23 protein-coding genes are annotated in these 25,932 nt (G+C 36.9%); 15 read left to right on the top strand and 8 right to left on the bottom strand.

All coding sequences use genetic code 11. The features are described from left to right. Positions 1-336 precede the first annotated feature (336 nt). Both OQX64_RS01210 and OQX64_RS01205 read left to right on the top strand, forming a co-directional pair. Complete coding sequence (locus OQX64_RS01210; RefSeq protein ID WP_265818280.1) at positions 337-2,637, top strand: ATP-dependent helicase; 2,301 nt, start codon at positions 337-339, stop codon at positions 2,635-2,637. Between the two features lie 102 nt (positions 2,638-2,739). Further along, positions 2,740-3,570, top strand: a complete 831-nt coding sequence (locus OQX64_RS01205; protein WP_265817168.1) for a hypothetical protein — start codon at positions 2,740-2,742, stop codon at positions 3,568-3,570. A gap of 91 nt (positions 3,571-3,661) precedes the next feature. Here OQX64_RS01205 and OQX64_RS01200 read toward each other — a convergent pair whose 3' ends face one another. After that, positions 3,662-4,645 carry an aldo/keto reductase gene (locus OQX64_RS01200; RefSeq protein WP_265817167.1) on the bottom strand — a complete coding sequence of 328 codons (984 nt, stop codon included), beginning with the start codon at positions 4,643-4,645 and terminating at the stop codon, positions 3,662-3,664. Positions 4,646-4,869: 224 nt separating this feature from the next. Between OQX64_RS01200 and smc the strand changes: the two genes are divergently transcribed. The 4 genes from smc to OQX64_RS01180 all read left to right on the top strand — a co-directional run bounded on the left by smc (position 4,870) and on the right by OQX64_RS01180 (position 10,150). Beyond that, positions 4,870-8,409, top strand: a complete 3,540-nt coding sequence (gene smc / locus OQX64_RS01195; protein ID WP_265817166.1) for a chromosome segregation protein SMC — start codon at positions 4,870-4,872, stop codon at positions 8,407-8,409. A gap of 130 nt (positions 8,410-8,539) precedes the next feature. Beyond that, positions 8,540-8,749: a DUF2281 domain-containing protein gene (locus OQX64_RS01190; protein WP_088300783.1), complete on the top strand. Its 210-nt coding sequence runs from the start codon at positions 8,540-8,542 to the stop codon at positions 8,747-8,749. Then, positions 8,749-9,159, top strand: coding sequence for a type II toxin-antitoxin system VapC family toxin (locus OQX64_RS01185; protein ID WP_265817165.1), 411 nt, complete (start codon positions 8,749-8,751; stop codon positions 9,157-9,159). The genes OQX64_RS01190 and OQX64_RS01185 overlap by 1 nt, the downstream gene beginning before the upstream one ends. Before the next feature lie 16 nt (positions 9,160-9,175). Beyond that, a complete protein-coding gene (locus OQX64_RS01180; protein ID WP_265817164.1) occupies positions 9,176-10,150 on the top strand; it encodes a M28 family peptidase in 975 nt (324 codons plus the stop codon). 3 nt (positions 10,151-10,153) lie between these two features. Here the strand turns inward: OQX64_RS01180 and rsmG are convergent, their stop codons facing one another. Both rsmG and OQX64_RS01170 read right to left on the bottom strand, forming a co-directional pair. After that, complete coding sequence (gene rsmG / locus OQX64_RS01175; protein ID WP_265817163.1) at positions 10,154-10,789, bottom strand: 16S rRNA (guanine(527)-N(7))-methyltransferase RsmG; 636 nt, start codon at positions 10,787-10,789, stop codon at positions 10,154-10,156. 23 nt (positions 10,790-10,812) lie between these two features. Then, on the bottom strand, positions 10,813-11,940 hold the full coding sequence (locus OQX64_RS01170; protein ID WP_265817162.1) for a glycosyltransferase: 1,128 nt from the start codon (positions 11,938-11,940) through the stop codon (positions 10,813-10,815). 226 nt (positions 11,941-12,166) lie between these two features. Between OQX64_RS01170 and tgt the strand changes: the two genes are divergently transcribed. The 5 genes from tgt (at position 12,167) to OQX64_RS01145 (ending at position 19,756) form a co-directional block, all read left to right on the top strand. Continuing rightward, positions 12,167-13,297, top strand: coding sequence for a tRNA guanosine(34) transglycosylase Tgt (gene tgt / locus OQX64_RS01165; protein WP_265817161.1), 1,131 nt, complete (start codon positions 12,167-12,169; stop codon positions 13,295-13,297). A 2-nt stretch (positions 13,298-13,299) separates the two neighbouring features. Continuing rightward, entirely contained in the window at positions 13,300-14,403 is a 1,104-nt protein-coding gene (locus OQX64_RS01160; protein WP_265817160.1) for an LptF/LptG family permease, read from the top strand. A 2-nt stretch (positions 14,404-14,405) separates the two neighbouring features. Beyond that, positions 14,406-15,284, top strand: coding sequence for a DMT family transporter (locus tag OQX64_RS01155; RefSeq protein ID WP_265817159.1), 879 nt, complete (start codon positions 14,406-14,408; stop codon positions 15,282-15,284). Between the two features lie 1,382 nt (positions 15,285-16,666). Continuing rightward, a complete protein-coding gene (locus OQX64_RS01150) occupies positions 16,667-19,471 on the top strand; it encodes a TolB family protein (RefSeq protein WP_265817158.1) in 2,805 nt (934 codons plus the stop codon). A gap of 3 nt (positions 19,472-19,474) precedes the next feature. Next, complete coding sequence (locus tag OQX64_RS01145; RefSeq protein ID WP_265817157.1) at positions 19,475-19,756, top strand: hypothetical protein; 282 nt, start codon at positions 19,475-19,477, stop codon at positions 19,754-19,756. A 134-nt stretch (positions 19,757-19,890) separates the two neighbouring features. On the opposite strand, the gene OQX64_RS01140 is transcribed toward OQX64_RS01145, so the two are convergent. From OQX64_RS01140 to ispE, 5 genes are all read right to left on the bottom strand, one after another. Further along, complete coding sequence (locus OQX64_RS01140; protein WP_265817156.1) at positions 19,891-20,184, bottom strand: hypothetical protein; 294 nt, start codon at positions 20,182-20,184, stop codon at positions 19,891-19,893. A 77-nt stretch (positions 20,185-20,261) separates the two neighbouring features. Further along, positions 20,262-20,981 carry a pirin family protein gene (locus OQX64_RS01135; protein ID WP_088300792.1) on the bottom strand — a complete coding sequence of 240 codons (720 nt, stop codon included), beginning with the start codon at positions 20,979-20,981 and terminating at the stop codon, positions 20,262-20,264. A 169-nt stretch (positions 20,982-21,150) separates the two neighbouring features. Further along, a complete protein-coding gene (locus OQX64_RS01130; protein WP_088300793.1) occupies positions 21,151-22,320 on the bottom strand; it encodes an O-succinylhomoserine sulfhydrylase in 1,170 nt (389 codons plus the stop codon). An 88-nt stretch (positions 22,321-22,408) separates the two neighbouring features. Continuing rightward, positions 22,409-22,828, bottom strand: a complete 420-nt coding sequence (locus OQX64_RS01125) for an OsmC family protein (RefSeq protein WP_265817155.1) — start codon at positions 22,826-22,828, stop codon at positions 22,409-22,411. A 154-nt stretch (positions 22,829-22,982) separates the two neighbouring features. Continuing rightward, positions 22,983-23,786, bottom strand: coding sequence for a 4-(cytidine 5'-diphospho)-2-C-methyl-D-erythritol kinase (ispE, locus tag OQX64_RS01120; RefSeq protein ID WP_265817154.1), 804 nt, complete (start codon positions 23,784-23,786; stop codon positions 22,983-22,985). Positions 23,787-23,980: 194 nt separating this feature from the next. On the opposite strand from ispE, the gene OQX64_RS01115 reads away from it, so the two are divergent. Genes OQX64_RS01115 through OQX64_RS01100 form a run of 4 tightly spaced genes read left to right on the top strand, consistent with a single transcriptional unit; the run spans position 23,981 to position 25,798 of the window. Next, on the top strand, positions 23,981-24,775 hold the full coding sequence (locus OQX64_RS01115; RefSeq protein ID WP_265817153.1) for a thymidylate synthase: 795 nt from the start codon (positions 23,981-23,983) through the stop codon (positions 24,773-24,775). Between the two features lie 44 nt (positions 24,776-24,819). Next, positions 24,820-25,023: a hypothetical protein gene (locus tag OQX64_RS01110; protein ID WP_265817152.1), complete on the top strand. Its 204-nt coding sequence runs from the start codon at positions 24,820-24,822 to the stop codon at positions 25,021-25,023. A gap of 1 nt (position 25,024) precedes the next feature. Next, the gene (locus tag OQX64_RS01105) at positions 25,025-25,297 is read left to right on the top strand and encodes a type II toxin-antitoxin system YafQ family toxin (protein ID WP_088300798.1); all 273 of its coding nucleotides are present in this window, start codon (positions 25,025-25,027) and stop codon (positions 25,295-25,297) included. A 12-nt stretch (positions 25,298-25,309) separates the two neighbouring features. Then, positions 25,310-25,798 carry a dihydrofolate reductase gene (locus OQX64_RS01100; RefSeq protein WP_265817151.1) on the top strand — a complete coding sequence of 163 codons (489 nt, stop codon included), beginning with the start codon at positions 25,310-25,312 and terminating at the stop codon, positions 25,796-25,798. Positions 25,799-25,932 lie beyond the last annotated feature (134 nt).

Raw genomic sequence — 25,932 nt, 5'->3', positions numbered from 1 at the left:
CCCAAATGGGAGATCTGTAATTTTGGCATAACGTCAATCCATTTTGGAAATTAAAATATTCATTATCAATACTAACCAGACCTAAGAAGCATATAAGGGTGCGTACTTGACAACATTTCTAACTATATGAGCTTGAATCTCCATATGGTTGGAATTTCTTGACAGTAGCAGGCTAAATAATTAAGAAAATCATTAGTAAAATTTATTTAACGATTTAGATTTCATATTCAATATGAGCTTACATTACTGATGTGTGAACTTTTTAATAATTACCAACACCTATCCAAAAAAGAAATGAAATTGTTATTTTTGAACCTTAAAAATACAGGAGCCGATTTGGATTATTTAGAAGGATTAAACCCACAGCAAAGAGCAGCAGTAGAGAACACTAAAGGACCGGTAATGATTGTTGCTGGCGCCGGATCGGGCAAAACCAGGGTAATTACCTTTAGGGTTGCTCACCTCATTCAAACCGGAACTGATCCTTTTAACATCCTGGTGCTAACCTTTACCAATAAAGCCAGTAAGGATATGCGTGAGCGTATTTCGAAAGTGGTTGGCGCAGAGGCGAAAAACATTTGGATGGGAACCTTTCACTCTGTTTTTGCCAAGATTTTACGTGTGGAGGCTGAAAAAATAGGCTATCCCAATAACTTCACCATTTACGATACCGACGATAGTAAAAGCGTGATCCGTGCCATTCTGAAAGAAATGCAGCTGGATGATAAATTATATGCTGCCAACTTTGTTTTCGGCAGAATTTCCTCTGCAAAAAACAACCTCATCTCCTGGGGCGAATACCAGGCCAATGATCAGATTCAGGCAGAAGACATTCAAAATAAACGTCCGCTGATTGGTCAGATTTATGAGCAATATGCCAAACGTTGCTTCCGTGCCGGTGCCATGGATTTTGACGATTTACTCTTCAAGACCAATATTCTATTGAAAGAACATCCTGAAGTTTTGAACAAATACCAGCAAAAATTCAGGTATTTGATGGTAGATGAGTACCAGGATACAAACTTTTCGCAATATACCATTGTAAAAAAACTGGCTGCAGCTTATCAGAATATCTGTGTGGTTGGTGACGATGCACAGAGTATTTATGCTTTTCGTGGCGCAAACATTCAGAATATTCTAAATTTTGAACGTGATTATCCGGATTTAAAAGTTTATAAATTAGAGCAAAACTACCGCTCTACTCAAAATATTGTAGATGCCGCGAGTAGCATCATCGCCAATAATAAAAATCAGCTGGAAAAAAATGTTTTCTCTGAAAATGCTGAGGGCGACAGAATTAAAGTTTCGCGTGCTTTTACGGATAATGAAGAAGGTAAACTGGTGGCAGAATCCATCATCCAGGAACGTGGTTTAAAAGGCTATAAACATAGTGATTTTGCCATTTTATACCGCACAAACGCGCAAAGCAGGGCGATGGAGGAAGGTTTACGCAAGCTCAACATCCCTTATAAAATTTATGGCGGGCAATCTTTCTATCAACGCAAGGAGGTTAAAGATTTAATTGCCTATTTCCGCTTAACCTTTAATCCGAAGGACGAAGAAGCCATTAAAAGGGTCATCAACTATCCAAAACGTGGAATTGGAGATACCTCTATTGATAAAATTATCGTATCCGCTGCTCAACATAATATTACCATGTGGGATGTCATTTCCAATGCACATCAATATGTAGACGGACGTTTAGCCAACCAGCTGAATGATTTCTCTATGATGATTCAAAGCTTTCAGGCTGAAGCCAAAAAATTAGACGCTTATGATTCTGCCTTGTTTATTGCACAACATGCCGGAATTTTAAAGGAACTGTATACGGATGATAGTGTAGAAGGCCGTTCGAGATATGAAAATATCCAGGAGCTGTTAAATGGTATAAAAGAGTTTGCAGAACGGGAAGATATTGAGGAAAAAGGCCTGGATATTTTTATGCAGGATGTGGCCCTCTTAACCAATGATGATAAGGATGGCGATAAAAACAAGGACACCGTTTCATTAATGACGATTCACTCAGCAAAGGGGCTGGAGTTCAAAAATGTATTTATTGTGGGTTTGGAGGAAAACCTTTTTCCATCTCAAATGTCAGTAAACTCCCGCTCTGACCTGGAAGAAGAGCGACGCTTATTTTATGTAGCCATCACACGTGCAGAGGTAAAACTGACAATCACTTACGCAACATCCAGGTACCGATGGGGAACCCTCACCAATTGTGAGCCAAGTCGTTTTATTAATGAAATTAATCCAAGATTTTTAGAATTGGATGTTAAACCTGCCAAAAGCAATGTTATGGAAGGTAATTTTGATGATGAGCGTAAAACCTGGACTTCGCAACCGCGTGATTTTTACAGTAAACCGAAGCCAGCAAGTACCACCTCTGCCCCACCGCCGCGCCCGAAAACAACCTCGCTGTTGGCTAAAGCTCACGTACCTACGCCTGGATTTGCACCTTCTCAGCCACATGAATTTCAAGGTGGTATGGAAGTAGAGCATGAAAAATTTGGCTTCGGAAAAATCATCAGTCTGGAAGGTACTTTACCCGATGTGAAGGCTACGGTATTTTTTCAGGGATTAGGAAACAAACAATTATTGTTGAAGTTCGCTAAGCTGATGATTGTGAGAAATTAATAATAAAGTTCTTAAATATAAAGATGTATAGTTTAAAATTTAGCCCCTTTTTCCAGATACTTCTTAAACCCTAACACTAACTGTTAGTATGAAATAAAAGACGTGAAACACATAATAAAATTTTTATTTATTGGAATTTTTCTAGTTTCTTGCGCTAAAACTGAGAATTCGATCCAAAAAGATCCCTTTAATGAGCCATTGATAAAGAAAATGAGGACGAATGTATTTTATCCGGGTTCATCACTATACAATAATAATCCAGACTTCACATTTAACTTTGAATATGATACGTATTCAAGACTTATTAAAAAAATTGGAGGTGATTTAACAATCCCTATTTCATCGGGTAACGTTAAAGTGTTTACGGATAAAATATACACTACATTAGTTTATTCAGGCCAAAATGTTACTGTAGAAGACTTTTCTTCATCAGCTGATTTTAGTGCAGTATTAAATACAAAATATTTTACGCTAAACGATCTGAATCAAATTGAAAAGAAAGAGATCCCTAATGAAAATAATTATCTGCTCAAAAAACAGACATTTAATTATTCGGATAAACATATTACTGAAATAAAAACTTTTTTTCCTAATCTACCTTACATCCCAACTGATCCGGACAGCTATATATTAACATACTTAGAAAAATTTTATTACGATATAAATGGAAATTTAATTAGGTCAGAATATTTCAGACAACAAAATGGGATAAATAAAGGAGAAAGAATTATTAGAACTTTTGAAGACTATGACAATTCTATTAATCCTTGTAAGAGATTACAGTTATTGGATGAGTTTTTTTACCGTTCGCTTTCAAAAAATAATTATAGAAAATATACTGAAATTCATTATTACAATGAAATTTTGGGTTCAGCAAGTACAACAACTTGGTCTTTTAACTATGATGGAAAAGGACAAATAATAATCCTCTAAGACATACTTGGCAACATGGGTTATACAATTTACCAACAATCGCCAAAGTGGGAGTAGTAGTTTTACTAAAAAATCACTACTCCCATTTTTTTTAAAACTGACTCAACACTGGCTTCGTGCCCATAATTTCTTCTACTTTTTCCATTATCTTATCGGTTAACAATGGAACCACTTCTAGTGCGGTTAAATTTTCTTTAAGCTGTGCGCTTTTTGATGCACCCAAAATGACAGAACTAACATTTGGATTTTTTAAGCACCAGGCCAGAGCGAATTTAGCTAACGATATATTAAGATTATCGGCAACTTCTTGCAATTTCTCCACTTTATGAAGTCTATCGGCTTGCATCACATTCTCTTTAAGCCAACCTAATTTTACATCAGCCAAACGAGTATCTTTTACATCTCCTTTGGTATATTTACCGGATAGTAAACCGGATGCTAGAGGAGACCAAATCGTTGTTCCTAGTCCATGATCGCGAAAAAGAAGCAAAAAGTCATCTTCCATTTTCTTTCTTTCGAACAAATTATATTGTGGCTGTTCCATTGTAGGGCCAATTATTCTATAGTCTTTTGCAACAGCTATAGCTTCAGTAATTTCAGCACTGCTCCACTCAGATGTTCCCCAATACAAAATCTTACCTTGTTCTATTAAGGTATTCATGGTTAAAACTGTTTCTTCAATTGGGGTATTTTTATCCGGTCTATGGCAAAAATATAAGTCCAAATAATCAACCTGCAAACGCTTTAGTGCGCCATGACAAGCCTCTGTTACATGCTTACGAGATAAGCCCATTTGATTTGGCCCCTTATTTTCAGCCCCAAAGAAAACTTTACTCGATACTACAAAAGAATCTCTTTCCCAACCCTGGCTTTTAAAAATTTTGCCCATCACCATTTCAGATTTTCCCTCTGCATAACCTTCAGCATTATCGAAAAAGTTTACACCAGCATCGTAAGCAATCCCCATCAGTTCATCAGCCACCTTATCACTAATTTGAGCGCCAAAAGTTAGCCAACTTCCTAAACCTAATGAACTTACCTGTAGGCCAGACTTACCTAATCTTTTATATTCCATAACAGTATATTATTAAAATTTATACAAAACTGTAATTTAACTATCAATAGTACTCAGAATTGGATTGGAATGTTTTAACTGTAGGACTTTTTACATTTTATTGAGGATATTAAATTGTACAATTACCTTTGAAATAATCAAAACACATTGTAAACTTTATACTTCCATCCTAAATTTTCAAAATTTATCCTTATTATTGAGTTGAGTTCTCCCGAATACAAACCATGCAACTTACCAGATTAGAAATTAAGGGTTTCAAGAGCTTTGGTGACAAAGTGACCATCAATTTTAATGAGGGTGTTACCGCTATTGTTGGTCCGAATGGTTGTGGAAAATCCAACGTAATTGATGCTATGCGCTGGGTTTTGGGCGAGCAAAGCACTAAAGCTTTACGCTCTGAAAAGATGGAAAACATCATCTTTAATGGTACAAAAAATCGTAAACAGGCACAACTGGCCGAGGTTTCATTAAGTTTTGACAATACAAAAAATATCCTTCCTACAGCTTATTCTCAAGTGACTGTTACCCGAAAATTGTACCGAAACGGTGATAGTGAGTATCGCTTGAATGATGTGCAATGCCGTTTAAAAGATATTACCGATTTATTTCTGGATACGGGAATCGGATCAGACAGCTATTCGATTATTGAGCTGAAAATGGTAGATGAGATCATTACCAATAAGGAGCATAGCCGCCGTTCTTTATTCGAAGAGGCATCAGGCATTTCCAAATACAAGTTACGTAAGAAGCAAACGTTCAATAAATTAAAAGATACTGAAGCCGATTTAGAACGCGTGGAAGATTTGCTTTTCGAAATTGAAAAGAACTTAAAAACACTAGAAAGTCAGGCCAGAAAAGCAGAGCGTTATTATAAGTTAAAAGAACAGTATCGTGAACTGAGCATTCAATTGGCCACCCATAGAATTGCTTTTTTCCGCACAGACCTTGATGCATTAGAAACTCAGGAACAAAATCAGCAGGTAAACAGATCAGAACTGAGCACCAGAATTGATCAGCAGGAAGCCGAATTGCAAAAACTTAAATTAGGCAGTATTAATCAGGAAAGAAATCTTTCAGTACAACAAAAGGCCACCAATGAACTGGTCTCTAAAATCCGTACTTATGAAAGTGAAAAGAAGATAAAGAATGAGCAAATGCGGTTTTTGCAGGAAAAAGAAACCCGTTTAGCAGGTGAGCTTGAAAAAGACAAAAATCAACTTAGCCATATCAAATACAATATTAAGCGTTTAAATGAAGAGGTTTTAACAGAAACAGAGGTTTTCAATCGTTTAGAAGCTGACTTAAAATTATTAAAATCAACACTTAACACGCTAAGGGAACAGCAACAAACCGAAAAAAACAGGACTGATCGTCTGATCAAATCGCTAAATGATTTGCAAAATCAGGTTTACCAGTCGCAAAAAGAAATCGACATCCTTAATATTCAAAAAGATGCTTTGGTGCAGGAAACCAACAGAAATGAGGGGGATGCAGAAACTAAAACACTGGAATTGAAAGCTTTTGATCATGCCCTGGCAGAACTCGACATCCAGGTTTCGGAAAAGCAGCGCAACATCAAACAGCTTAAAGAAGCTGAAAAAATCCTTAAAGAAAAATTAGCGGCATCAGAAATTACCTTAGCGTCAAACAAAGAAAAACTCAATGCCGAGAACCGTAAAAAAGACGCTAAACAAAATGAATATAACCTAACCAAATCTCTTGTAGAGAGTTTAGAAGGTTATCCTGAATCGATTCGTTTTCTTAAAAAAAACAACAGCTTTTCAAAGAGTGCCCTACTCCTCTCTGATATCTTGTTTTGTCATGAAGATTATCGGATCGCCATAGAAAATTATCTGGAACCGGTAATGAACCATTATGTGGTTGATGAATATGCGGATGCGGTTCAGGCTATTAATTTGCTGACTGATTCCAGCCGCGGCCGTGCAAACTTTTTCATATTGGAAAATGTCCCGGACAAAAACCCGGTTTTAATACCACAGGAAGGATTAGTTCCGGCACTTTCAGTTATCGATGTTGATAAAAAGTACCAAAACCTGTGCAACCTGCTGCTACAAAATGTATATCTGGCTGTTGCAGCGCAGGAACAAATTTTCAGAGAAAGCCCAGCTGAAAGCCTGACTATTCTCGCAAAAAACGGAAAATATGCACAAAGCAGGTTTACGTTATCTGGTGGGTCTGTCGGTTTATTTGAAGGAAAGCGTATCGGACGTGTTAAAAACCTGGAGAATTTAGCCAAAGAAATTAAGGCCTCCGAATCTTTAATTAATCAGTACACTGCAGTCATTAAGGCAGAAAATGATCAGATTTTCAGTCTGAAAGAAGCTTCAAAAGTTAATGTAATTAACACTTTACAGCAGGAATTAAATCGTTTAAGCAATGAGCAGATTTCAGTTCAAACCCGGCGAGACCAATACCAGGAATTTATTACTACCAGCGAAAACCGGAAAACAGATATTGCCCAAAAAATTGCTTCTATTGAAAAATCGCTTCAGGAAAAGTTACCTGCGCTAGTTGAATTGCAGCAAAAACAACAACAGGAACATCTTAACTTGCAGGAACAGCAATTAAATTATCAGGAACTTGCCGATCAGGTCAATGATTCTGCCGGCAAATATAACCAGGATAATATCCGCTTTCACCAACAGCAAAACAAGCTGGCTGGCCTGGAAAAAGATTTAGATTACCGCTTTGTGCAGGAAGAAGCGCTGGATAAAAGAATAGCGCAAAACGACAAAGAACTGCAGGAAACCTTAACGCAAATTACCGCTACTTTACAGCATACCGATTTAAGTGACGATACGCTTTTAGAGATGTATCAACAACGTGAAGATCTGGAAAAAGGCCTTGCTGACATTGAGAAAGAGTATTTTGAAAGCAAAGGAACCATCAATGATTTAGAAGGAAACATTGCGGTTATTCGTAAAAACCGTGAAGAAACAGATTTTTTATTAACGGAAATCAAGGATAAAAAAAATAGCCTGAAGATAGATCTAAATTCATTAAAGGAGCGATTGGCAGTAGAATTTAACATCGACATTAATGATCTCCTGGAAACGGAAATTGCCATAGAAACATTGGAAAGTGAGTTTGAAATCAGGCAGAAGGTAGAAAAAATGAAACGCCAGCTGGATGAATTTGGAGCCATAAATTCAATGGCAATGGAGGCATTTAAAGAAATGGAAGAACGTTATGTCTTTATTCAAAATCAGAAAAAAGACTTAAATACGGCTAAAGCAGATCTGCTACAAACCATTAAAGAAATTGACGATACGGCCAAAGAAAAATTTATGCAGGCCTTTACCCAGGCCCGGGAGCATTTTATAATTGTTTTTCGTTCGCTCTTTAATGAAGAAGATAGTTGCGATTTGATTTTATCTGATATCAATAATCCATTAGAGGCCGATATTGATATTATTGCCCGTCCTAAAGGCAAAAGACCGCTATCCATTAACCAGTTATCAGGCGGAGAAAAAACACTTACTGCAACAGCACTTTTATTTTCATTATATCTTTTAAAACCTGCCCCCTTCTGTATTTTCGATGAGGTTGATGCGCCTTTAGATGATACGAACATTGATAAATTCAACAATATAATCCGAAAATTCTCAGATCAGTCGCAGTTCATTATTGTTTCGCATAATAAGCGTACCATTGCCAGCACAGATATCATTTATGGGGTAACCATGGTTGAACAAGGGGTTTCCAGGGTTGTAGCAGTAGATTTGAGGGAAGTTGCAGCTTAAGGTTAAAGACTAAAGCAAAACCTGATATTTCTGTCTGTGCAAGATAGCTTTCTAGCTGATGAAGCAATATGCCAATCCATTTTTGAATAGCAATAACGAAAATGTATATTTGTTTAATAACAACAAGGACATGTTAGCTACAATTAAAGGATATTACGAAAAAGGGAAAATCATTTTGGAAGAAACCGCACCAGTACAGTCTAAAACTGATGTTATAGTAACTTTTTTAACGGATGAAAAACCTCAGCTTTTGAAAAGAGTTCCTGGTGCACTTAAAGGTAAAATATCAATACCGGATAATTTCAATGATCCTTTAGAAGATTTAAAAGAGTATATGTAATGGCATCTAATCACTATCTTTTAGATACACATTGTTTATTATGGTTTCAGGAAAATAATCCGAAAATCCCTAAAAAGATTCTAGATATTATTCAAAACATAGAAAACCTCATTTACTTTAGTCAAATTAGTCTATTTGAAATTTCTATCAAACAGTCACTAGGTAAACTTCCTCATTTCATTGTAACCGCAGAAGATATCTACTATCAGGCATTATTAGATGGCTTTACCTATTTACCCATAGATAACCCATCAATTTTTAACTATAACAACATTCCATTATTAAATGAGCATAGAGATCCATTCGATAGATTAATTATTTCAGTATCAATACAGCAAAATGCTACCTTGTTATCCGCTGATGAAAAATTCAAGTTGTATCCATCCATTTTAAAGTTGCTTTGGCAATAATTCATGATTATAAACTATGAAAATCCTATATATTATTCCTTTAGCCATGATGCTCAGCTGCTGTTCATCGGTTAAAAATCAAACGACAACCGGCTCAGGAAAATTAGATGTGCAACTGCTTAAAGATGTAGAAATCCTGTCATCTGATGCTTATCAGGGTAGAAGAACCGGCACCAAAGGTGCGGAAATGGCAAGAGCTTACATCATTGAGCGTTTTCAGAAACTGGGATTAAAATCATATCCCCAAAATGTGAACTACGCACATGAATTTACCTTTAATTCCAGAAATGGGGCGAAGATCAACGGTACCAATGTAATTGGCTATATTCCTGGAAAAGGCAAAAACATAATCGTGGTTTCTGCTCATTATGATCATTTGGGTGTGCTTAAGGATGAAGTCTTTAATGGTGCTGATGATAATGCTTCGGGAACTGCAGGATTGCTTAAGATTGCAGCATATTTTTCAAAAAACAAACCCAATAGTACCATTATTTTTGCCTCATTTGATGCTGAGGAAATGGGCTTGCAAGGCGCCAAAGCCTTCGTGGCCAATCCACCTGTACCACTCGGATCAATTGCTGTAAATTTAAATATGGATATGATTGGGCATAGTGAGAAAGGTGAACTTTATGTTTGCGGTACATTTAGGTATCCCGCACTAAAAAAATATGTTGATACAACCAGAAAAGACATCAAAGTTATTTTAGGTCATGATGACCCCAAACTTGGCCACGATGACTGGACAAATCAAAGTGATCAGGGAGCATTCAATGCCAAAAACATCCCATTTCTTTATTTCGGTGTAGAAGATCATAAAGACTATCACAAGGCTACGGATGAGTATTCAACCATTACAAAGCAGTTCTTTAGCGATGCCGCAAACACAGTATTAGAAGTCGTCAAAAATGTAGATGCACAGTCAGGCCTTCAACAATCATTAAAAGATAAAATGATGATGATGGATAACCCTAAAAAGAAAGAAAGGCTTTAATCCTTATTGCGGTACGTAAACCACATATTTGGTTTCAAAAAAATCTTCTTCAAAATAAGCTGAAAGCGGGTACAATTCTGCTTTCAGTTTTGACTCCTTGATCTCTTCATCCAAATCACCACCTTTTAAGTACAAAATTCCATTCGGAATGGCGTTTACAGCGTCCTTTTTAAATTTTCCCTGAATCCATGGATAAAATTCACCTAAACGGGTAACCGCCCTAGAAACCACGAAGTTGAACTTTTCCTTGATTTGCTCTGCCCTTAGATGGTCTGCCCTCAAGTTTTCCAGCCCCAAAGCAGAAGCTACTTCTTTCACCACTTTAATCTTCTTGCCAATAGAATCGACCAGATAAAACTGCGTATCAGGAAACAGAATGGCTAGGGGAATGCCTGGAAAGCCTCCCCCGGTGCCTACATCTAAAACAGATTCGCCGGCTCTAAAAGTGCAAACCTTTGCTATTCCCAGAGAATGCAAAACGTGACGTTCATAAAGCGCTTCAATATCCTTTCTGGAGATCACATTAATTTGAGCGTTCCAATAAACATACAGATCAAATAATTGCGAAAACTGATCAATTTGTTTCGCTGTCAAATCAGGAAAATATTTTAAAACAAGATCTGGTTTTACGTCAGCCATATGATAATTTTTATAAGTTAAATCTATTTCCAATTCACTTTTTTCCGGCCAAACATGGCTAAAAATCCGTTTAATGTTAAAAACAGGAACAAAAGTATATCTAATATCGGGAACCACCAACGCAAATCGCTATAGTTTAACCGCTTCAACAACTTTGGATAAATTAAACTCCTGATGATAATGCTCAGTAAAAGTATACCCCCTGCTATATATTGTGCTTCCCGGCTTAAAAACATCCCCCCTACAAAAAAGCCATAAAATAGAAACTGAAAAATAATTTGCAGGCTTAAAATAAACTTATGCTTTGACTTGTACATTTTACCTGCTCCAAAGTGGCGCTTTTTCTGTTTAAGGTATCCGCCCCAGGTACGATTGGGTTCACTCCATACATGGCTATCTGGATGGATGCGAATCTCTGTATTATGTCGCTTAGCATTGGCATTTACAAACAAGTCATCATCACCAGACGGGATATGCATGTGTGCCGCAAATCCTTTGCTTTTAAAAAACAACGACTTTTTGTAAGCCATATTCCGGCCAACCCCCATATAAGGCATACCTTTTAAAGCGAATGAAAGATAATTTACTGCGGTAAAGAATGTCTCGAAACGAATCAGGGCATTTAATAAACCACGCTTTTTTATGTATGGTGAATAGCCTAGAACAATTTCAGTGTTATCATCTTCCGGTTGTTGCATATCCATCAACCATTGATCTGATCCCGGGGTGCAATCCGCATCTGTAAAAACAAGCCATTCATATTTTGCTGCCTTTATTCCCATGGTCACTGCGAACTTTTTACCGGCTAAAAACTTATCGTTATCCAAAACTTTAACCACTTTCAGGTTGGGATATACTTTTTCCATTTCCTCCAGAAACTCTTCTGTTCCATCCCAGGAGCGATCGTTCACCACTACCACTTCATATTCAGGATAGTTTTGAGTCATTAAGGTGGGGAGGTACTCGCGTAGATTTTTAATTTCATTTCTGGCACACACAATTACGCTGAGCGGCTTTCTGGCTGTAGACGGTATTGCTTCTACCGTAGCATTAGCCAGCTTTAAGTGCACAAATAAAACAAAATAAAGCTGAACTAAAAGGCAAAAAGCCAATATGGAAAGCAGAATAATTTCAGGTAAAGTTAAGATCACGATGATAAAATAAATAGGCGCAAATTTCCTATTTTAAATCTGCAATATCCCTGATGTTGAAAAAAACATCCTAAATATTATTTCAGCTAAAAAGAAGCTGTATTTAACAATGCATCCTTTTAGCTTGCTGAAGCTGAAAACCTGATCATTTTTATTATTGATTTAAGCCATTAAACTAACCAACAGTATATGTAGCTGTGGTAAATTTGTTACTTTTGCATTCTATATGAAATTTACTTTACAGGCAAACGATCCTTTATCAAAAGCCAGAGCCGGGACCGTTACTACTGCCCATGGCGAAATACAAACGCCTATCTTTATGCCGGTTGGCACGGCCGGAACAGTAAAAGCTGTTCACCAGCGCGAGCTTAAGGATGATATAGATGCCAAAATTATTTTAGGGAACACCTATCATTTATACCTGAGACCAGGTTTGGATATATTGGAAGCAGCCGGTGGTTTGCATAAATTTATCGGATGGGATCGGCCGATTTTAACTGATAGTGGTGGTTATCAGGTGTATTCTTTAAGTAAAGTGCGTAAAATTAAAGAAGAGGGGGTGACTTTTCATTCGCATATCGACGGATCGAAACATCTTTTTACGCCTGAATACGCAATGGACATCCAGCGTACCATCGGAGCAGATATTATTATGGCTTTTGATGAGTGTACGCCTTATCCATGCGATTATACCTATGCGGCACAGTCTATTAAAATGACACACCGTTGGTTGAAACGTTGCTGTACTCATTTCGACAATACTGAACCTAAATATGGTTTTGACCAAACCTTGTTTCCTATTGTTCAGGGTTCGGTATACAAGGACCTAAGGATCAAATCTGCAGAGTTTATAGCCAGTATGAACCGCGAAGGAAATGCCATTGGAGGCTTATCTGTAGGTGAGCCCGCTGAAGAAATGTATGCCATGACGGAAGTGGTTTGCGATATCCTTCCATATGAAAAACCACGTTATTTAATGGGGGTTGGAACACCAATTAATATCCTCGAAAACATTGCCTTGGGTGTGGATATGTTTGATTGTGTAATGCCTACCAGAAATGCAAGAAATGGGATGCTTTTCACCAGAAATGGCATTATCAACATCAGAAATAAGAAGTGGGAAAATGATTTTTCTCCGCTGGATGCTGAAAGTGATCTACATGCTGATCTGGTCACCAGTAAAGCGTATTTAAGACACCTGGTACATAGTAAAGAAATGCTTGGCGCACAAATTGCAACGTTACACAACCTACATTTCTATTTATGGCTGGTAAAACAAGCCAGAGAAAAAATTATTTCAGGTGAATTTTACGAATGGAAGAACAAAATGGTTAAAGTTTTAGGAAATAAGCTATAAGAATGAGTTTGTTAAAAGGGAGGATAAAAATTATTGACCAATATATTATCGGTAAATACCTGGGTACATTTATATATACCCTGGCCATTTTCGTAATCATCATTGTCGTATTTGATCTGTCCGAAAAAATGGATGACTTTATGAAAAGCGGTCTCAGTTTTTGGGGCATTCTTTCTAAATATTATGCCGGTTCCATTCCCTTTTATGTAAACATGCTATCACCATTGATTAACTTTATTGCCGTTATTTTCTTTACGGCTAAAATGGCTGATCAAACAGAGATTGTACCCATCCTAAGTGGGGGTGTTAGCTTTAACAGGTTTTTATTGCCTTATTTCGTTTCTGCAACGGTTATATTTGCAGCCAATTTAGGGTCTAATCTTTATATTTTACCTTATACCAATACGCTCAAAAACAGCTTCGAGAATACCTACGTAAAGCGCAACGACCCTTCTACGAAAACAAATATCCACATGAAGCTGGATGATAAAACTTATATTTACATTGAAAGTTTTGATAACAAAACCAATTACGGATATCGGTTTTCGTTAGACAATTTTAACGGGGATGTATTGGTTAGAAAGATTGTTGCAGACAATATCAAATGGGATTCTACCAAGAGAAAATGGCAACTTAGCAACTACTCTATTCGAAAAATTGATGGTTTAAAAGAATCCATGATTTATGGAAACGGAAAGCTTAAAGATACCATTTTAGATATGCGTCCTGACGACTTTTCGGCCTACGCCAATGTGGTTCAAAACCTCTCAACGAGCGAGCTGGCAGATAAAATCCGAAAAGAAAAAGTCAGGGGAACAGGCATTATGAACGACCTGGAGTTTGAACAGTTTAAACGTTACCTGCATCCGCTATCTGCATACATTTTAACGCTAATTGGTGTGGCCCTCTCCTCTCGTAAAGTGCGGGGCGGAGTAGGAGTTTCATTGGGCATTGGTATTTTAATCAGCTTCACGTATATTGTGTTTAATCAGTTTACACAGATGTTTTCTACCAAAGGCGGATTACCACCAGTGGTTGCCGTTATTTCACCTACTATTGCATTCGGTTTACTCGGGATCTATTTGCTAAAACGGGCGCCAAAGTAGGAATGGACAGCACAAAAAAAAACTTACTGATTCTTCATTTTACCGTACTCATCTGGGGCTTTACCGGCGTGCTTGGTAAGGTAATTTCTATCGATGCAGTACCATTGGTTTGGTATCGGGTTTTGATTGCAACATCAACTCTTTTTGCGTGGTTTCTCATCACGAAAAAGAACATCAAAATTTCAAAAAAACAATTTATTCAGTTCTTTTTAACCGGAGCCATTGTAGCCATTCACTGGATATTTTTCTTTCACGCGATTAAAGTTTCTACCGTTTCAGTGACTTTAGTTTGCCTTTCTTCTTTCACATTATTCACGGCCATTCTGGAGCCCCTGATCAAAAAACAGCCCATTCAGATTGGAGATATTTTGGTTGGATTGATCATTATTCTGGGCATCTACATGATCTTTAAATTTGAAGGTCAATATACATCAGGCATTATTTTCGGGCTTCTTGCTGCGGTAGCTTCAAGTCTTTTTTCAACGATAAATTCTACTCTTGTTCAAAAAAGCGAACCTTCTATTATTGGTTTTTATGAATTAGTAGGCGGGCTTTTTTGGATTACATTGTGCCGTCTATATGACGGATCTTTAATTCATTCCTCGTTCAACCTGAGCCTGAATGACTGGTTTTACATTAGCCTTTTAGGTACACTTTGTACTTCAGTCGCCTACGTTGCAGGGGTATCTGTGATGCGAACTTTATCAGCATTCCGAGTGGCTTTGATCACAAATCTGGAGCCTGTTTACGGGATCTTGTTAGCCTTTATTTTCTTCAAAGATAAGGAGCAAATGACAGCTGGATTTTATATCGGGGCAGCCATTATTTTAAGTACTATTTTCTTCTATCCCATCTATAAAAAAAGAAGAAACAAGCACTAATAAACTACACCTTTTAAAATACATTTTAACGCTTAATTTTCAACATTAAAACCCTATACAATCGAATAATTTCCAAGGCAATTAATGCCTGAAATAGCCGCTATTAAACATCCTAATTTAACACATCAACACCGATCAAAAAAGGATATAATTTCCCCTAAAATCTTTATGTTTCTAGCTTGAATTAGTGTATATGCTAAATGACTTTTATACCTTTTTAGAACCTCTAAAATACCATCAAAATATCACCTGTTAACACATCCAGTATTCCATAAATATTAATAAATCAGGCTATTAATTTTAGATTCATTTAATGCAAAAAGTGCAGCAATTGTACGCATTTCAAGTACTTAAAAGATTCAAAAATTTCGCATGTTAAATCAAAATTTCAAACATTGTGTAGCTAATTTTGATTGTGTCAGCTGACTTTTAGCATGCAGCCTTACCATTTTTAATAAATCTAAAAAACAGCTAAAACAACCATATAAAGAACTCATTTAAAGGCTTTTAAATAAATAAAAACACCATTATTTAGAATTAAGGTTAAAAATGAAAAAACCGGCAGTTGCTACCAAATATTCCAAAGAATTGCCATTAGGAAGGCTAAATTATACATATTTATCATGCTGACACATCTGAAATTCATACATAATTTCTGAAAATACTACCCGAATTTGATAGAAAACGAACCTACGGAATGCAGTTAAATAGTATGGAATAACCGGAAAAAAAAGTCTTATAGCATAACTTTAACCTTCGCTAAAAATTTGATAAACAAACTCCTTTCCTATTGACCCCTGTATGCTGACATTCGATTTCACGATACAGATTTCAGTCAAATGACATAAAGTCATATTATTATTTATCTACAAGCCCAGAAAATTTTCAAAACATAGCAATCACAGGTTGATCCTTTTTAAAAAATTTTCGACTTAAGAAGAAGTTGCCAGGTAATTATTATCTGTTCCAACTATTCAGATGTATCAGATATCCTTATGCCAGGTTTTAAATTTCCAATTGCCATCACCATTGTTTCGATGTTGAGCTGTTGCAATTTAAACCAAATCTCTGCATAAATGTGAGAACATTTAACATGGCTATTGCCATCATTATTTTAGAAACAGCGAAAAATTTTTGCTTAAAATCGATTAATAAGTGTAATTTAAAGCGCTGATTTTAATTCCTTAAAAAAACGCAAACCGAAGCATTCTAACATACAAAATAGATTTCAATATTAGTTATCACGACATTAAAAACTAATTTAAATCAAAAACATAAACAATTGATTATCAAATTTTAAAACATCAATTATTAAATCAAAAAAACACACATTAACCACAATTGAAATTTTAAAAAACTAACAATTTTAGCATACCCAGTAAATGAAGTTAAATAAACGAAACATAAAACTAATTATCAGTTACTTAACATCAATTTCATTAAGTATTATTTCACATCCTGTTTTCGGACAAATATTCAGCACTGCACAGAACCCACTTAGTGTACATTGGAACTACATTGAGTCTGGCGGTTTTAAAATCATCTACCCAAAGGAACTTGAAAATGATGCCCAGCGAATGGCAAGGACGTTACCTTTCATTTACCCAAAAGTTGGACTCGGGTTAAGGCAGCAGCAGACCTCCATCCCACTCCTGCTTCAAAACCAGGGAACCATTGCCAATGGCTTTGTTCAGCTCGGTCCAAAGAAATCGGAATTCTATGCTACACCACCTCAATATTTTGATAGCCAGGATTGGCTGAATAACCTGGCGGTTCATGAACTTCGTCACGTTGCACAGTTTGACAAATTGACAGGAAATAAAAATCATCCTTTTCCTGAACTGGTTTACTTTGCTTACTTCGGGGCTAGCATACCTATCTGGTTTTTTGAAGGTGATGCGGTGGTGAATGAAACCGCATTAACGGAATCAGGCCGGGGCAGACAGCCCAACTGGATCATGCCTTACCGGGCATCAACTTTAGAAGGAAAAAAATTCTCTTACAGCAAAGCCTATTTTGGTTCCAATAAAGACCTCACTCCCGGATATTATCAAACCGGGTATTTGATGGTAGCAGACATGAAGGAAAAATTTGGTCAGTTCATTTCTGACAGCTTACTTTCAGATATCAGAAGGCGCCCAATAAGGCTCTATCCTTTCTCAAAAAGTTTAAAAAAATATACCGGTAAAAACACGAAAAAATACTTTGAGGATACTCAGGAAAAACTAGAGAAAAAATGGACCAATCAGCAAGAGTTTTTATCAACAGAAAATTATGTATCACTTAATCAAAAAACATCACTGGCTACCCATTATTTTCTTCCTGCAAGATTAAATAAAAAACAGATTTTAGCACTTAAAGAAAGTAAGCAGGAAGCAAGACATTTTGTGCTCATTAATCAAGATCAGTCTGAACAAAAATTATTTGGAATAGGCTATCAGGAACAACCCTGGTTTAGCTTAAAAAACAACATTCTGGTATGGGATGAAATACGATACGACCCAAGATATAAACAGAGAAGTTATAGTGTGATTTGCACTTACAATTTGATGACCGGAAAGTTTAAAAAACTGAGCAGTCAAAGTCGCCTCTTCTCTCCTACCCTTTCTGATGACGGAAAGAAAATCATAGCCGTAAAAGTGGAACTGAATAATCAATTCAATCTGGTTGAAATTGATGCCCGTTCAGGAAAGATTTTAAAATCAATTCCGAACCCGGATAATGAAATCCTGCAGACACCTTGCTTCGATCAAACCGGAAATCAGATTGCTTACATCAGTGTTACTGAAAAAGGGAAAAGCCTTTGGGTAGTAGATGGCGAAAAAAAGAGATCACTCATTTTAAACAGCAGACAGCAGTTGAGCAGACCAGTTTTTATTGATCATAAAATTGCCTTCAATGCACACTTTAATGGCATTGATAATATTTACACAATAGACACTTCTACTAAAAAAATTAATGCATTAAGCGCATCTAAATATGGTGCTTTTAATCCAACAGAAAGTGGAGACGGAAAAATTATTTTCAATGATTATAAAGTAAATGGATATGAAATTGCAGAACAAATGCTTACTGAAAAACCCGTTGGGGAAAATACATTTGTAGATTTCTCCAGTGAAGCCGAAAAACAGGAAAACGTTGGCAATGTATTTGCCCATATTCCCGATACCACCTTCCAATCCAAACACTACCGGCAAGGCTTAAATCTTTTCAGTTTCCACAGTGTGATTCCGGTTATTGATAACGAATATGTTTTTGGCTTAGAATTACAATCAAATAATTTATTAAACACGATGGACTTCTATACAGGTGCAAAATACCACCGGGATTTAAAGCGTTTTGAATATACAGCAGATATTAGCTATAAGGCACTTTATCCTGTATTTAGTATTCTCTACCGCAATCGACCAAAAAGAACGTTCTATCGATCTAAAAACACTATTCAGCAAGGCGATTGGAGAGAGAATTATATTAAGCTTAATGCCTCGGTTCCTTTATCATTTAATGCACGAAATCATAACTATTCTTTCACGCTCAATGCAGCCACCAGTTTTACGCAACGTTATCTACCAGAAAATTTGCCTTCCAATTTTATAACAGCATTAAAATTTCCAATGGAATATAACTTTACCTTCAATCATAGTGTGCGAACCACAGAAAGAGACATCGCCCCAAAGTGGGCACAAATTTTAAGGGCAACATACAATCATCAACCTTTTGATAAAAATCTTGGCGGTGAAATTGTGGCACTTGAAAGTTTCTTCTATTTTCCGGGCTTTGCAAAAAATCATTCCTTCCTCGCTAGTTTTAATTACCAGAAAGCAACTGGCGTAAATCAGTATGCAACAGAAATTGCAACAGTTTACGGCTACAATAACATCCTGGCAAAAAGTAAACTACAGAACAGTATGCTTTTTAACTACCGTTTTCCTTTTGCCTTTCCAGATTGGGAATTGGGTCCACTGGCATACATCAGAAATTTCAGAGCAGGTATATTTTCCCATTATGAAAATATAGGGAAAGACACAAATATTGGCGAACCAAAAACTTATGGCATAGAATTGAACAGTAGTTTAAACATTTTGAGGTATCAACCTGTTGTTGATGTTGGAGCGAGATTGGTTTTTGTTAATAAGATTTACCATCAAAATCCGATATTAGAGTTTTCATTTAATTATAGCTTTTAACCCATGAGCGGAAAAACCATATTCATTATCATCCTGACAGCACTACTTACTGCATTTTTATTTTTAAACAGCGATGAAGTAGCATTTAATTTTATAGTGGTGGATGGCGTATTTGTCTCCAAATTACTGGTAATAGGCATTTGTGTCATCATCGGTTTTATCATTGGCTTTATTGTTGGCCGACCTAAAAAAACCGTGAGCAGTTACGATAATGAAATTGAAAGGAATCAACCGGTTTCAACTAAAAAGGAATTGAGTGATGAAGATAGAGATTATATCTCTTAATATCTTTGGATTATATTGATTTTTCGAAAAGTTCAGTCTGGATTGCAGTTAATCTTCGGCCGGGCTTTTCGATGAATCTTTGTGCTGAACAGAATTTCTAATATCTGAAGTTTACTATTGATCCATGGCCTCAGTTAAAGAGCCGACATGATTTCACCATACAACAGCCCACTGCCTCCGCCATAATGCTGAATGATTTTGACATCAGGTTTAATCGCTTCTAATTCTGATCTTAAAGCCTGTTCACAATCCTGATTGATGCCATTACCAAGTAATACCAGATCAACAGCTTCCTTTTTAAAAACTAAAATGGCTTCTTCATCCGTACAAACACAAATCCCTTTCCATTCTGGTCGAGCGTTCAAAAGGCGGTTCATTACAATGGTAATTTCAGGATCTCTGCCGATATAAAGTATGTTCGTTTGCATATTTTTCATGTTAAAAGCTATATGTTAAAAGTTGCAGGCTTAGCCTATCGACCTGCAACTTTCAACGATCACTTAAATTATAATTCCATCGGAACATCCATTAACAATACTTCTGCATCCGCAGAAATTGCTTTGAAGTTGATTCCGTCAGTATCCCAAATACCAATAGCATCTCTTCTGCTTAATGTTTGCCCGTTAATGGTTACTTCCCCACTAATGACGAAAGCATAAACACCATTCCCCTCTTTTTTGATTTTATATTCTGTTTCAAAGCCTTCATCAAATTTACCTAATGAAAACCAGGCATCCTGATGAATCCAGACATTATCATCTTCACTATTCGGAGATAAAATCTGCTGGAAGTTGTTTTGACGTGCAGTAACATCTAAAGCCCTTTGATCATAACGTGGTGTTACATTTTTCTTATTCGGAAATAACCAGATCTGTAATAAATTCAACTGCACATCAGGCAAAGCATTAAATTCACTATGACTCACCCCTGTACCGGCACTCATCACCTGAATTTCACCTGCTTTGATTTCTGCGGTATTGCCCATGCTATCCTGATGCGCAATGGCACCAGCTAATGGAATGGTAATGATCTCCATGTTATCATGTGGATGTGCGCCGAAACCCATTCCACCGTCAATTAAGTCATCATTTAAAACTCTTAAAACGCCAAAGTGCATTCTTTCAGGATTGTAATAGTTCGCAAAGCTGAATGAGTGGTGAGCGTCTAACCATCCATGATTGGCATGGCCCCTGGTGTTTTCTTTGTACAAAATAAACTGTGACATAAATTTCCTTTCTTGTTTATGATACAAATTTACTTTAGGTTTAGCCGCTGTACATTGATGTAGGGTAAGAAAGTCTTCAGTCTGAAGCCTGGAGTCTTTTTAAAATTCAATAACAAAAAAAGCGGCATAAAAATGAATTTCATACCGCTTTGATTATTTTAATTCGCTATTATGCTTTCAATGCCTGTTCAATATCAGCTAAAATATCATTGATGTGCTCCAAACCTATTGACAAGCGAATAGATCCCTGCTCAATACCAACGATATTCCGTTCTTCCTCAGTCAATTTGCTATGCGTACTGGTTGCAGGATGCGTGGCAATAGACCGTGTATCTGCAAGGTTTGCAGAGATGGAAAACATTTTCAGGCCATCCATAAACTTACGGGCACCTTCTACACCGCCTTCAACAACAATCGTTACGATACCTCCACCCTGTTTCATTTGCTTTTTAGCAATTTCATATTGTGGGTGAGAGGGTAAAAAGGGGTATTTAACCAGTTTGATTTTGGGATGCTTTTCTAAATATTCAGCAACTTTTAAAGCACTTTCACAATGGCGATCCATCCGCACAGCCAGGGTTTCTAAACTTTTAGACAAAATCCAGGCATTAAATGGAGATAAAGCCGGACCACTGTGGCGGGCGAACCCTATAACCTCTGCAATCAGTTCCTTATTACCTAAGATGATACCACCCAATACGCGTCCTTGTCCATCAATGTACTTTGTAGCCGAATGGATAGAAATGTGTGCACCTAACGCAATTGGCTGTTGCAAATAAGGCGTAGCAAAACAATTATCGACTACTAAAAGTTGATGGTGTTTTTTGGCTAAATTGCCCAGGAAAGCCAGATCAATAATATCAATACCTGGATTAGACGGTGTTTCAACGAAAATCATTTTGGTGTTCGGCTTAATCAAAGCCTCCCAGTCTTCTGGCTTATCTAAATCGGCGTAATCAAAGGTTACCCCCCATTTAGAAAAAACATTGGTTAACAACTGGTGGGTAGATCCAAAAACAGAACGACTGGAGACAATATGATCGCCGGCTTTTAAGAAAGCACCAAATGTGGTGAAAATAGCCGCCATGCCAGTTGCCGTAGCAAAACCATCTTCTGCACCTTCCAGCAGACACATTTTTTCTATAAATTCTGAGGTATTAGGATTGGAATAACGACTGTAAACATTCCCTTCTTTTTCATTGGCGAATAATGCCCGCATTTCTTCAGCATCATCAAACTTATAACTGGAGGTAAGATAAATTGGCGCAGAATGCTCCTTATGTAAACTTCGTTCGGTTTGCGTGCGGATGGCTATGGTTTCAAAATTTTCGGATTTCATTTTATGCTAGATATGAGTATTGAGATGTGAGCTGCTAGATTTGAGATAGGACATTTACTCCGTAAACCCTATACCTTAAACCTCCATCCTACACCTTATTTATTTTATAAGTAAAATTAATTTTTGCTGAGCGGCCTAAAATATTTGATACGGAACAATATTTATCGAAAGTCATGGCCAGGGCGCGTTCTACTTTTGTTGTACTTAAATCGCCATATAAGTCGAAGTGAATATCGATCTGATCAAAAATTGGTGGCATCTCTTCTTCTTTTCTGGTGGCGTTGATGGCAATTTTAATATCATCCAGAGGCTCTTTTTGTTTCGTTAGCACATTTACCATGTCAATGCCGCTGCATCCTCCAAGTCCCACTAAAAGCATTTCCATTGGCCTGAAACCTTTACCCTCACCACCAATGGCAGTCTTTGCATCCAATTCTACAGTGAAACCGCTTTCATTTTCTGCCTCAAAATTAAATTTACCGCTTTTGCGGATGAGATTTATGTTCATATTAATAGTATCGAGATGTCAGATTTGAGATATTAGATATGAGACATTTCAAACGCCTTAAACCATCTATCTTCCAACCTTCTACCTTAATTTAAATTTATTATTTAATACCCTAATGTTTTGCTATTCGAACACCATGCGCCATGCGCTCAGCTTAAATACCATAAAATACTAAGTTGTTTTTTTCCAGTTCCTGCAGTTTAACAGGTTTGTTAAAAATGGCAAAAACCGACGAGCCGCTCCCACTCATTAAAGCGAATGTTGCGCCTGCATCGTATAAACTGGTTTTTATTTGATGAATTTGGGGATACCTCGCGAATACCGATGGCTCGAAATCGTTGATAACCTTATCTTTCCATGTTGTTGGCGACAAATGTATGATTTCTTTTAAAGATTGCAAAGGCTTTTGAGGTTTTACCAGAGCATAAGCATCAGCGGTGCTAACATGTATAGGCGGCTTTACCAGAACTTTAAACCAGCCTGATAAGTCAACTTCGCATTTTTCAAATTCATCTCCCTTGTTAAAAGCGTAGACAGGTTTATTTTCTATAAAAAAAGCGCAATCAGCACCTAACCTGCGGGCATAATCTTCCATTTGATTCACAGATAAACCCAAATTAAACTTTTCGTTGATCAGTTTAATGACGAAGGCGCAATCTGCTGATCCACCGCCTAAACCAGCACCCACCGGGATGTTTTTCAAAAGATTAATCTGCTGCGCAGGAATATTATAGTCATTCTTAATCAATTGGTACGCGCTAGAACACAGGTTATCATTCGCCTCTCCGGGAATATCTATACCATAAATTTTGCATGATGTTTCTGCAGCATCTACAATTTCTACAGCGTCTTTAATATCAACCGGATAAAAAACAGTTTCGAGATTATGATAACCATCGGCCCGTTTCTCGGTGATATTTAAACCTAAGTTAATTTTTGCGTTTGGAAAGGATAACATTCAGATTTGAGATTTGAGATTTGGGATTTGAGATTTTCCCTCAAAGCCAAATAAGTTCTGATGCAAACATACAAAAGTCAGGCATGTTTAAAAATCTGTTATTGTAGAAAACTAAAAGATTTCGGGATTAAGATTTTTCACATATTTGTACCTGATAATTTATTCACGATTAAAATCCCCTCAGGGTTTGGAATATGAAACAATATTTAGATTTAATGCAGCATGTGTTGGATCATGGTGCGCAAAAACATGATCGTACAGGAACTGGAACCATCAGTGTTTTTGGTTATCAGATGCGTTTTAACCTGCAGGAGGGTTTTCCGATGGTTACCACAAAAAAGCTGCACTTAAAATCGATTATCCATGAATTGATCTGGTTTTTAACGGGAGATACCAATATTAAATATTTGAAAGACAATGGTGTTCGCATCTGGGATGAATGGGCAGATGCAGATGGAAACCTGGGGCCGGTTTACGGTTCGCAATGGAGAAGCTGGCCAACGCCTGATGGACAACACATTGATCAGATCACCAATATCATCAATACCATTAAAAACAATCCTGATTCACGCAGGATTATTGTGTCGGCCTGGAATGTAGCGGAGATTGAAAATATGGCCCTTCCGCCTTGCCATGCCTTCTTCCAATTTTACGTAGCTGACGGGAAGTTAAGTTGTCAGTTATACCAACGCAGTGCCGATATCTTTCTTGGCGTTCCTTTTAATATTGCATCGTATGCTTTATTAACCATGATGGTGGCACAGGTTTGCGGCTTACAGGCGGGCGATTTCGTGCATACCCTAGGTGATGCACATTTATACAATAATCATATTGAACAAGCCAATCTTCAATTGAGCAGAGAACCGAAACCACTGCCTACGATGAAAATTAATCCTGATGTAAAAAGTATCTTCGATTTTAAATTTGAAGATTTTACATTGGAAAATTACGAAGCACATCCTCATATCAAAGGGATTGTGGCAGTATAATCAATACAAACAATTAATGGTTAAAAGAATTATTATATTTGTATATGGAAACTTTTTCAATTAGTGTACCCGATAAAAAAAGCAATTTAGTGAAACAGCTTTTAAAGGAATTAGGTGTAGTAATTAATACTGAATCAGCTAAAAGCCCGAATAAAACCACACGCACATCTATGGCAAAAACAAGCAAGGGTGAAGGTCTTACAAAATCTTCGAGCCATGAAGATTTAATCCTGAAGTTAAATTCATAGTATGTACGAAATATCTTTTTCAAATCAATTTAAAAAAGATTATAAACGTTGCATCAAAAGAAATTATGATATTTCTCTTTTAGAGGTAACTCTGAAAATATTGAGAGAAACTGGCAAGCTACCATCAAACTATAAGCCGCACATTTTAAGTGGAAATTATGCTGGTTTTTGGGAATGCCATATCAAGGGAGATTGGTTAATGACCTGGCTCCAGGATGATATTAAAAAAGAAATTTACCTTGACAGGCTTGGTACCCATTCAGACTTATTTTAATCATTATCAACAATGACCATTGCAATCGCTGTTGCCATAGGCGAAAACCTCGCAATTGGCAAAAACAATCAACTCTTATGGCACATGCCGGCAGATTTAAAGTTTTTTAAACAAACAACATCCGGACATACCATAGTGATGGGCCGCAAAACATTCGATTCTGTTGGTAAACCGTTACCTAACCGCAGAAACATTGTGATTACCAGAGATGCGTCGCTAAAAATTGATGGTGCAGAAGTAGTGAACAGCTTAGATGAAGCCCTAAAAATTACCCAAAATGAAAAAAAGCCGGTTTTCATCGTAGGTGGTGCTGAAATTTATCGCCAGGCTTTACCGAAAACAGATACGCTTTATTTAACCACGATTCATCATACTTTCGATGCAGACACTTTTTTCCCTGAAATTAACCGAAGCAAATGGGAAGTGGTAAGCAGAGAGCCCCATCAGGCGGATGAAAAAAACAAATACGATTATACTTTCGAGGTTTTAAAAAGGAAATAGTTTTATCAGCTACAGAGATTTTCACAGAAAACGCTGAGCATTTAATGAGGTAAGACAAACTTCTTTCCTGAAAAGTTGGAAATAGCTGTGCCTGGCAATGATGATGTTGTATTCCACTTAGCCGGAAACAGAAA

Source organism: Pedobacter sp. GR22-10 (assembly GCF_026239715.1).
Taxonomy (GTDB): Bacteria; Bacteroidota; Bacteroidia; order Sphingobacteriales; family Sphingobacteriaceae; genus Pedobacter.
Note: the sequence above shows the minus strand (reverse complement) of the source record. Positions and strands in the feature narration are given on the sequence as shown.

Excerpts from the sequence above, each read along its gene's own strand:
- smc (WP_265817166.1), top strand. The coding sequence starts at position 4,870 with ATGCAACTTACCAGATTAGAAATTAAGGGTTTCAAGAGCTTTGGTGAC.
- OQX64_RS01110 (WP_265817152.1), top strand. The coding sequence starts at position 24,820 with ATGGAAACTTTTTCAATTAGTGTACCCGATAAAAAAAGCAATTTAGTG.
- OQX64_RS01115 (WP_265817153.1), top strand. The coding sequence starts at position 23,981 with ATGAAACAATATTTAGATTTAATGCAGCATGTGTTGGATCATGGTGCG.
- tgt (WP_265817161.1), top strand. The coding sequence starts at position 12,167 with ATGAAATTTACTTTACAGGCAAACGATCCTTTATCAAAAGCCAGAGCC.
- ispE (WP_265817154.1), bottom strand. The coding sequence starts at position 23,786 with ATGTTATCCTTTCCAAACGCAAAAATTAACTTAGGTTTAAATATCACC.
- OQX64_RS01100 (WP_265817151.1), top strand. The coding sequence starts at position 25,310 with ATGACCATTGCAATCGCTGTTGCCATAGGCGAAAACCTCGCAATTGGC.
- OQX64_RS01200 (WP_265817167.1), bottom strand. The coding sequence starts at position 4,645 with ATGGAATATAAAAGATTAGGTAAGTCTGGCCTACAGGTAAGTTCATTA.
- OQX64_RS01105 (WP_088300798.1), top strand. The coding sequence starts at position 25,025 with ATGTACGAAATATCTTTTTCAAATCAATTTAAAAAAGATTATAAACGT.
- OQX64_RS01155 (WP_265817159.1), top strand. The coding sequence starts at position 14,406 with ATGGACAGCACAAAAAAAAACTTACTGATTCTTCATTTTACCGTACTC.
- OQX64_RS01145 (WP_265817157.1), top strand. The coding sequence starts at position 19,475 with ATGAGCGGAAAAACCATATTCATTATCATCCTGACAGCACTACTTACT.
- OQX64_RS01135 (WP_088300792.1), bottom strand. The coding sequence starts at position 20,981 with ATGTCACAGTTTATTTTGTACAAAGAAAACACCAGGGGCCATGCCAAT.
- OQX64_RS01140 (WP_265817156.1), bottom strand. The coding sequence starts at position 20,184 with ATGCAAACGAACATACTTTATATCGGCAGAGATCCTGAAATTACCATT.
- OQX64_RS01150 (WP_265817158.1), top strand. The coding sequence starts at position 16,667 with ATGAAGTTAAATAAACGAAACATAAAACTAATTATCAGTTACTTAACA.
- OQX64_RS01125 (WP_265817155.1), bottom strand. The coding sequence starts at position 22,828 with ATGAACATAAATCTCATCCGCAAAAGCGGTAAATTTAATTTTGAGGCA.
- OQX64_RS01190 (WP_088300783.1), top strand. The coding sequence starts at position 8,540 with ATGTTAGCTACAATTAAAGGATATTACGAAAAAGGGAAAATCATTTTG.
- OQX64_RS01185 (WP_265817165.1), top strand. The coding sequence starts at position 8,749 with ATGGCATCTAATCACTATCTTTTAGATACACATTGTTTATTATGGTTT.
- OQX64_RS01180 (WP_265817164.1), top strand. The coding sequence starts at position 9,176 with ATGAAAATCCTATATATTATTCCTTTAGCCATGATGCTCAGCTGCTGT.
- rsmG (WP_265817163.1), bottom strand. The coding sequence starts at position 10,789 with ATGGCTGACGTAAAACCAGATCTTGTTTTAAAATATTTTCCTGATTTG.
- OQX64_RS01130 (WP_088300793.1), bottom strand. The coding sequence starts at position 22,320 with ATGAAATCCGAAAATTTTGAAACCATAGCCATCCGCACGCAAACCGAA.
- OQX64_RS01160 (WP_265817160.1), top strand. The coding sequence starts at position 13,300 with ATGAGTTTGTTAAAAGGGAGGATAAAAATTATTGACCAATATATTATC.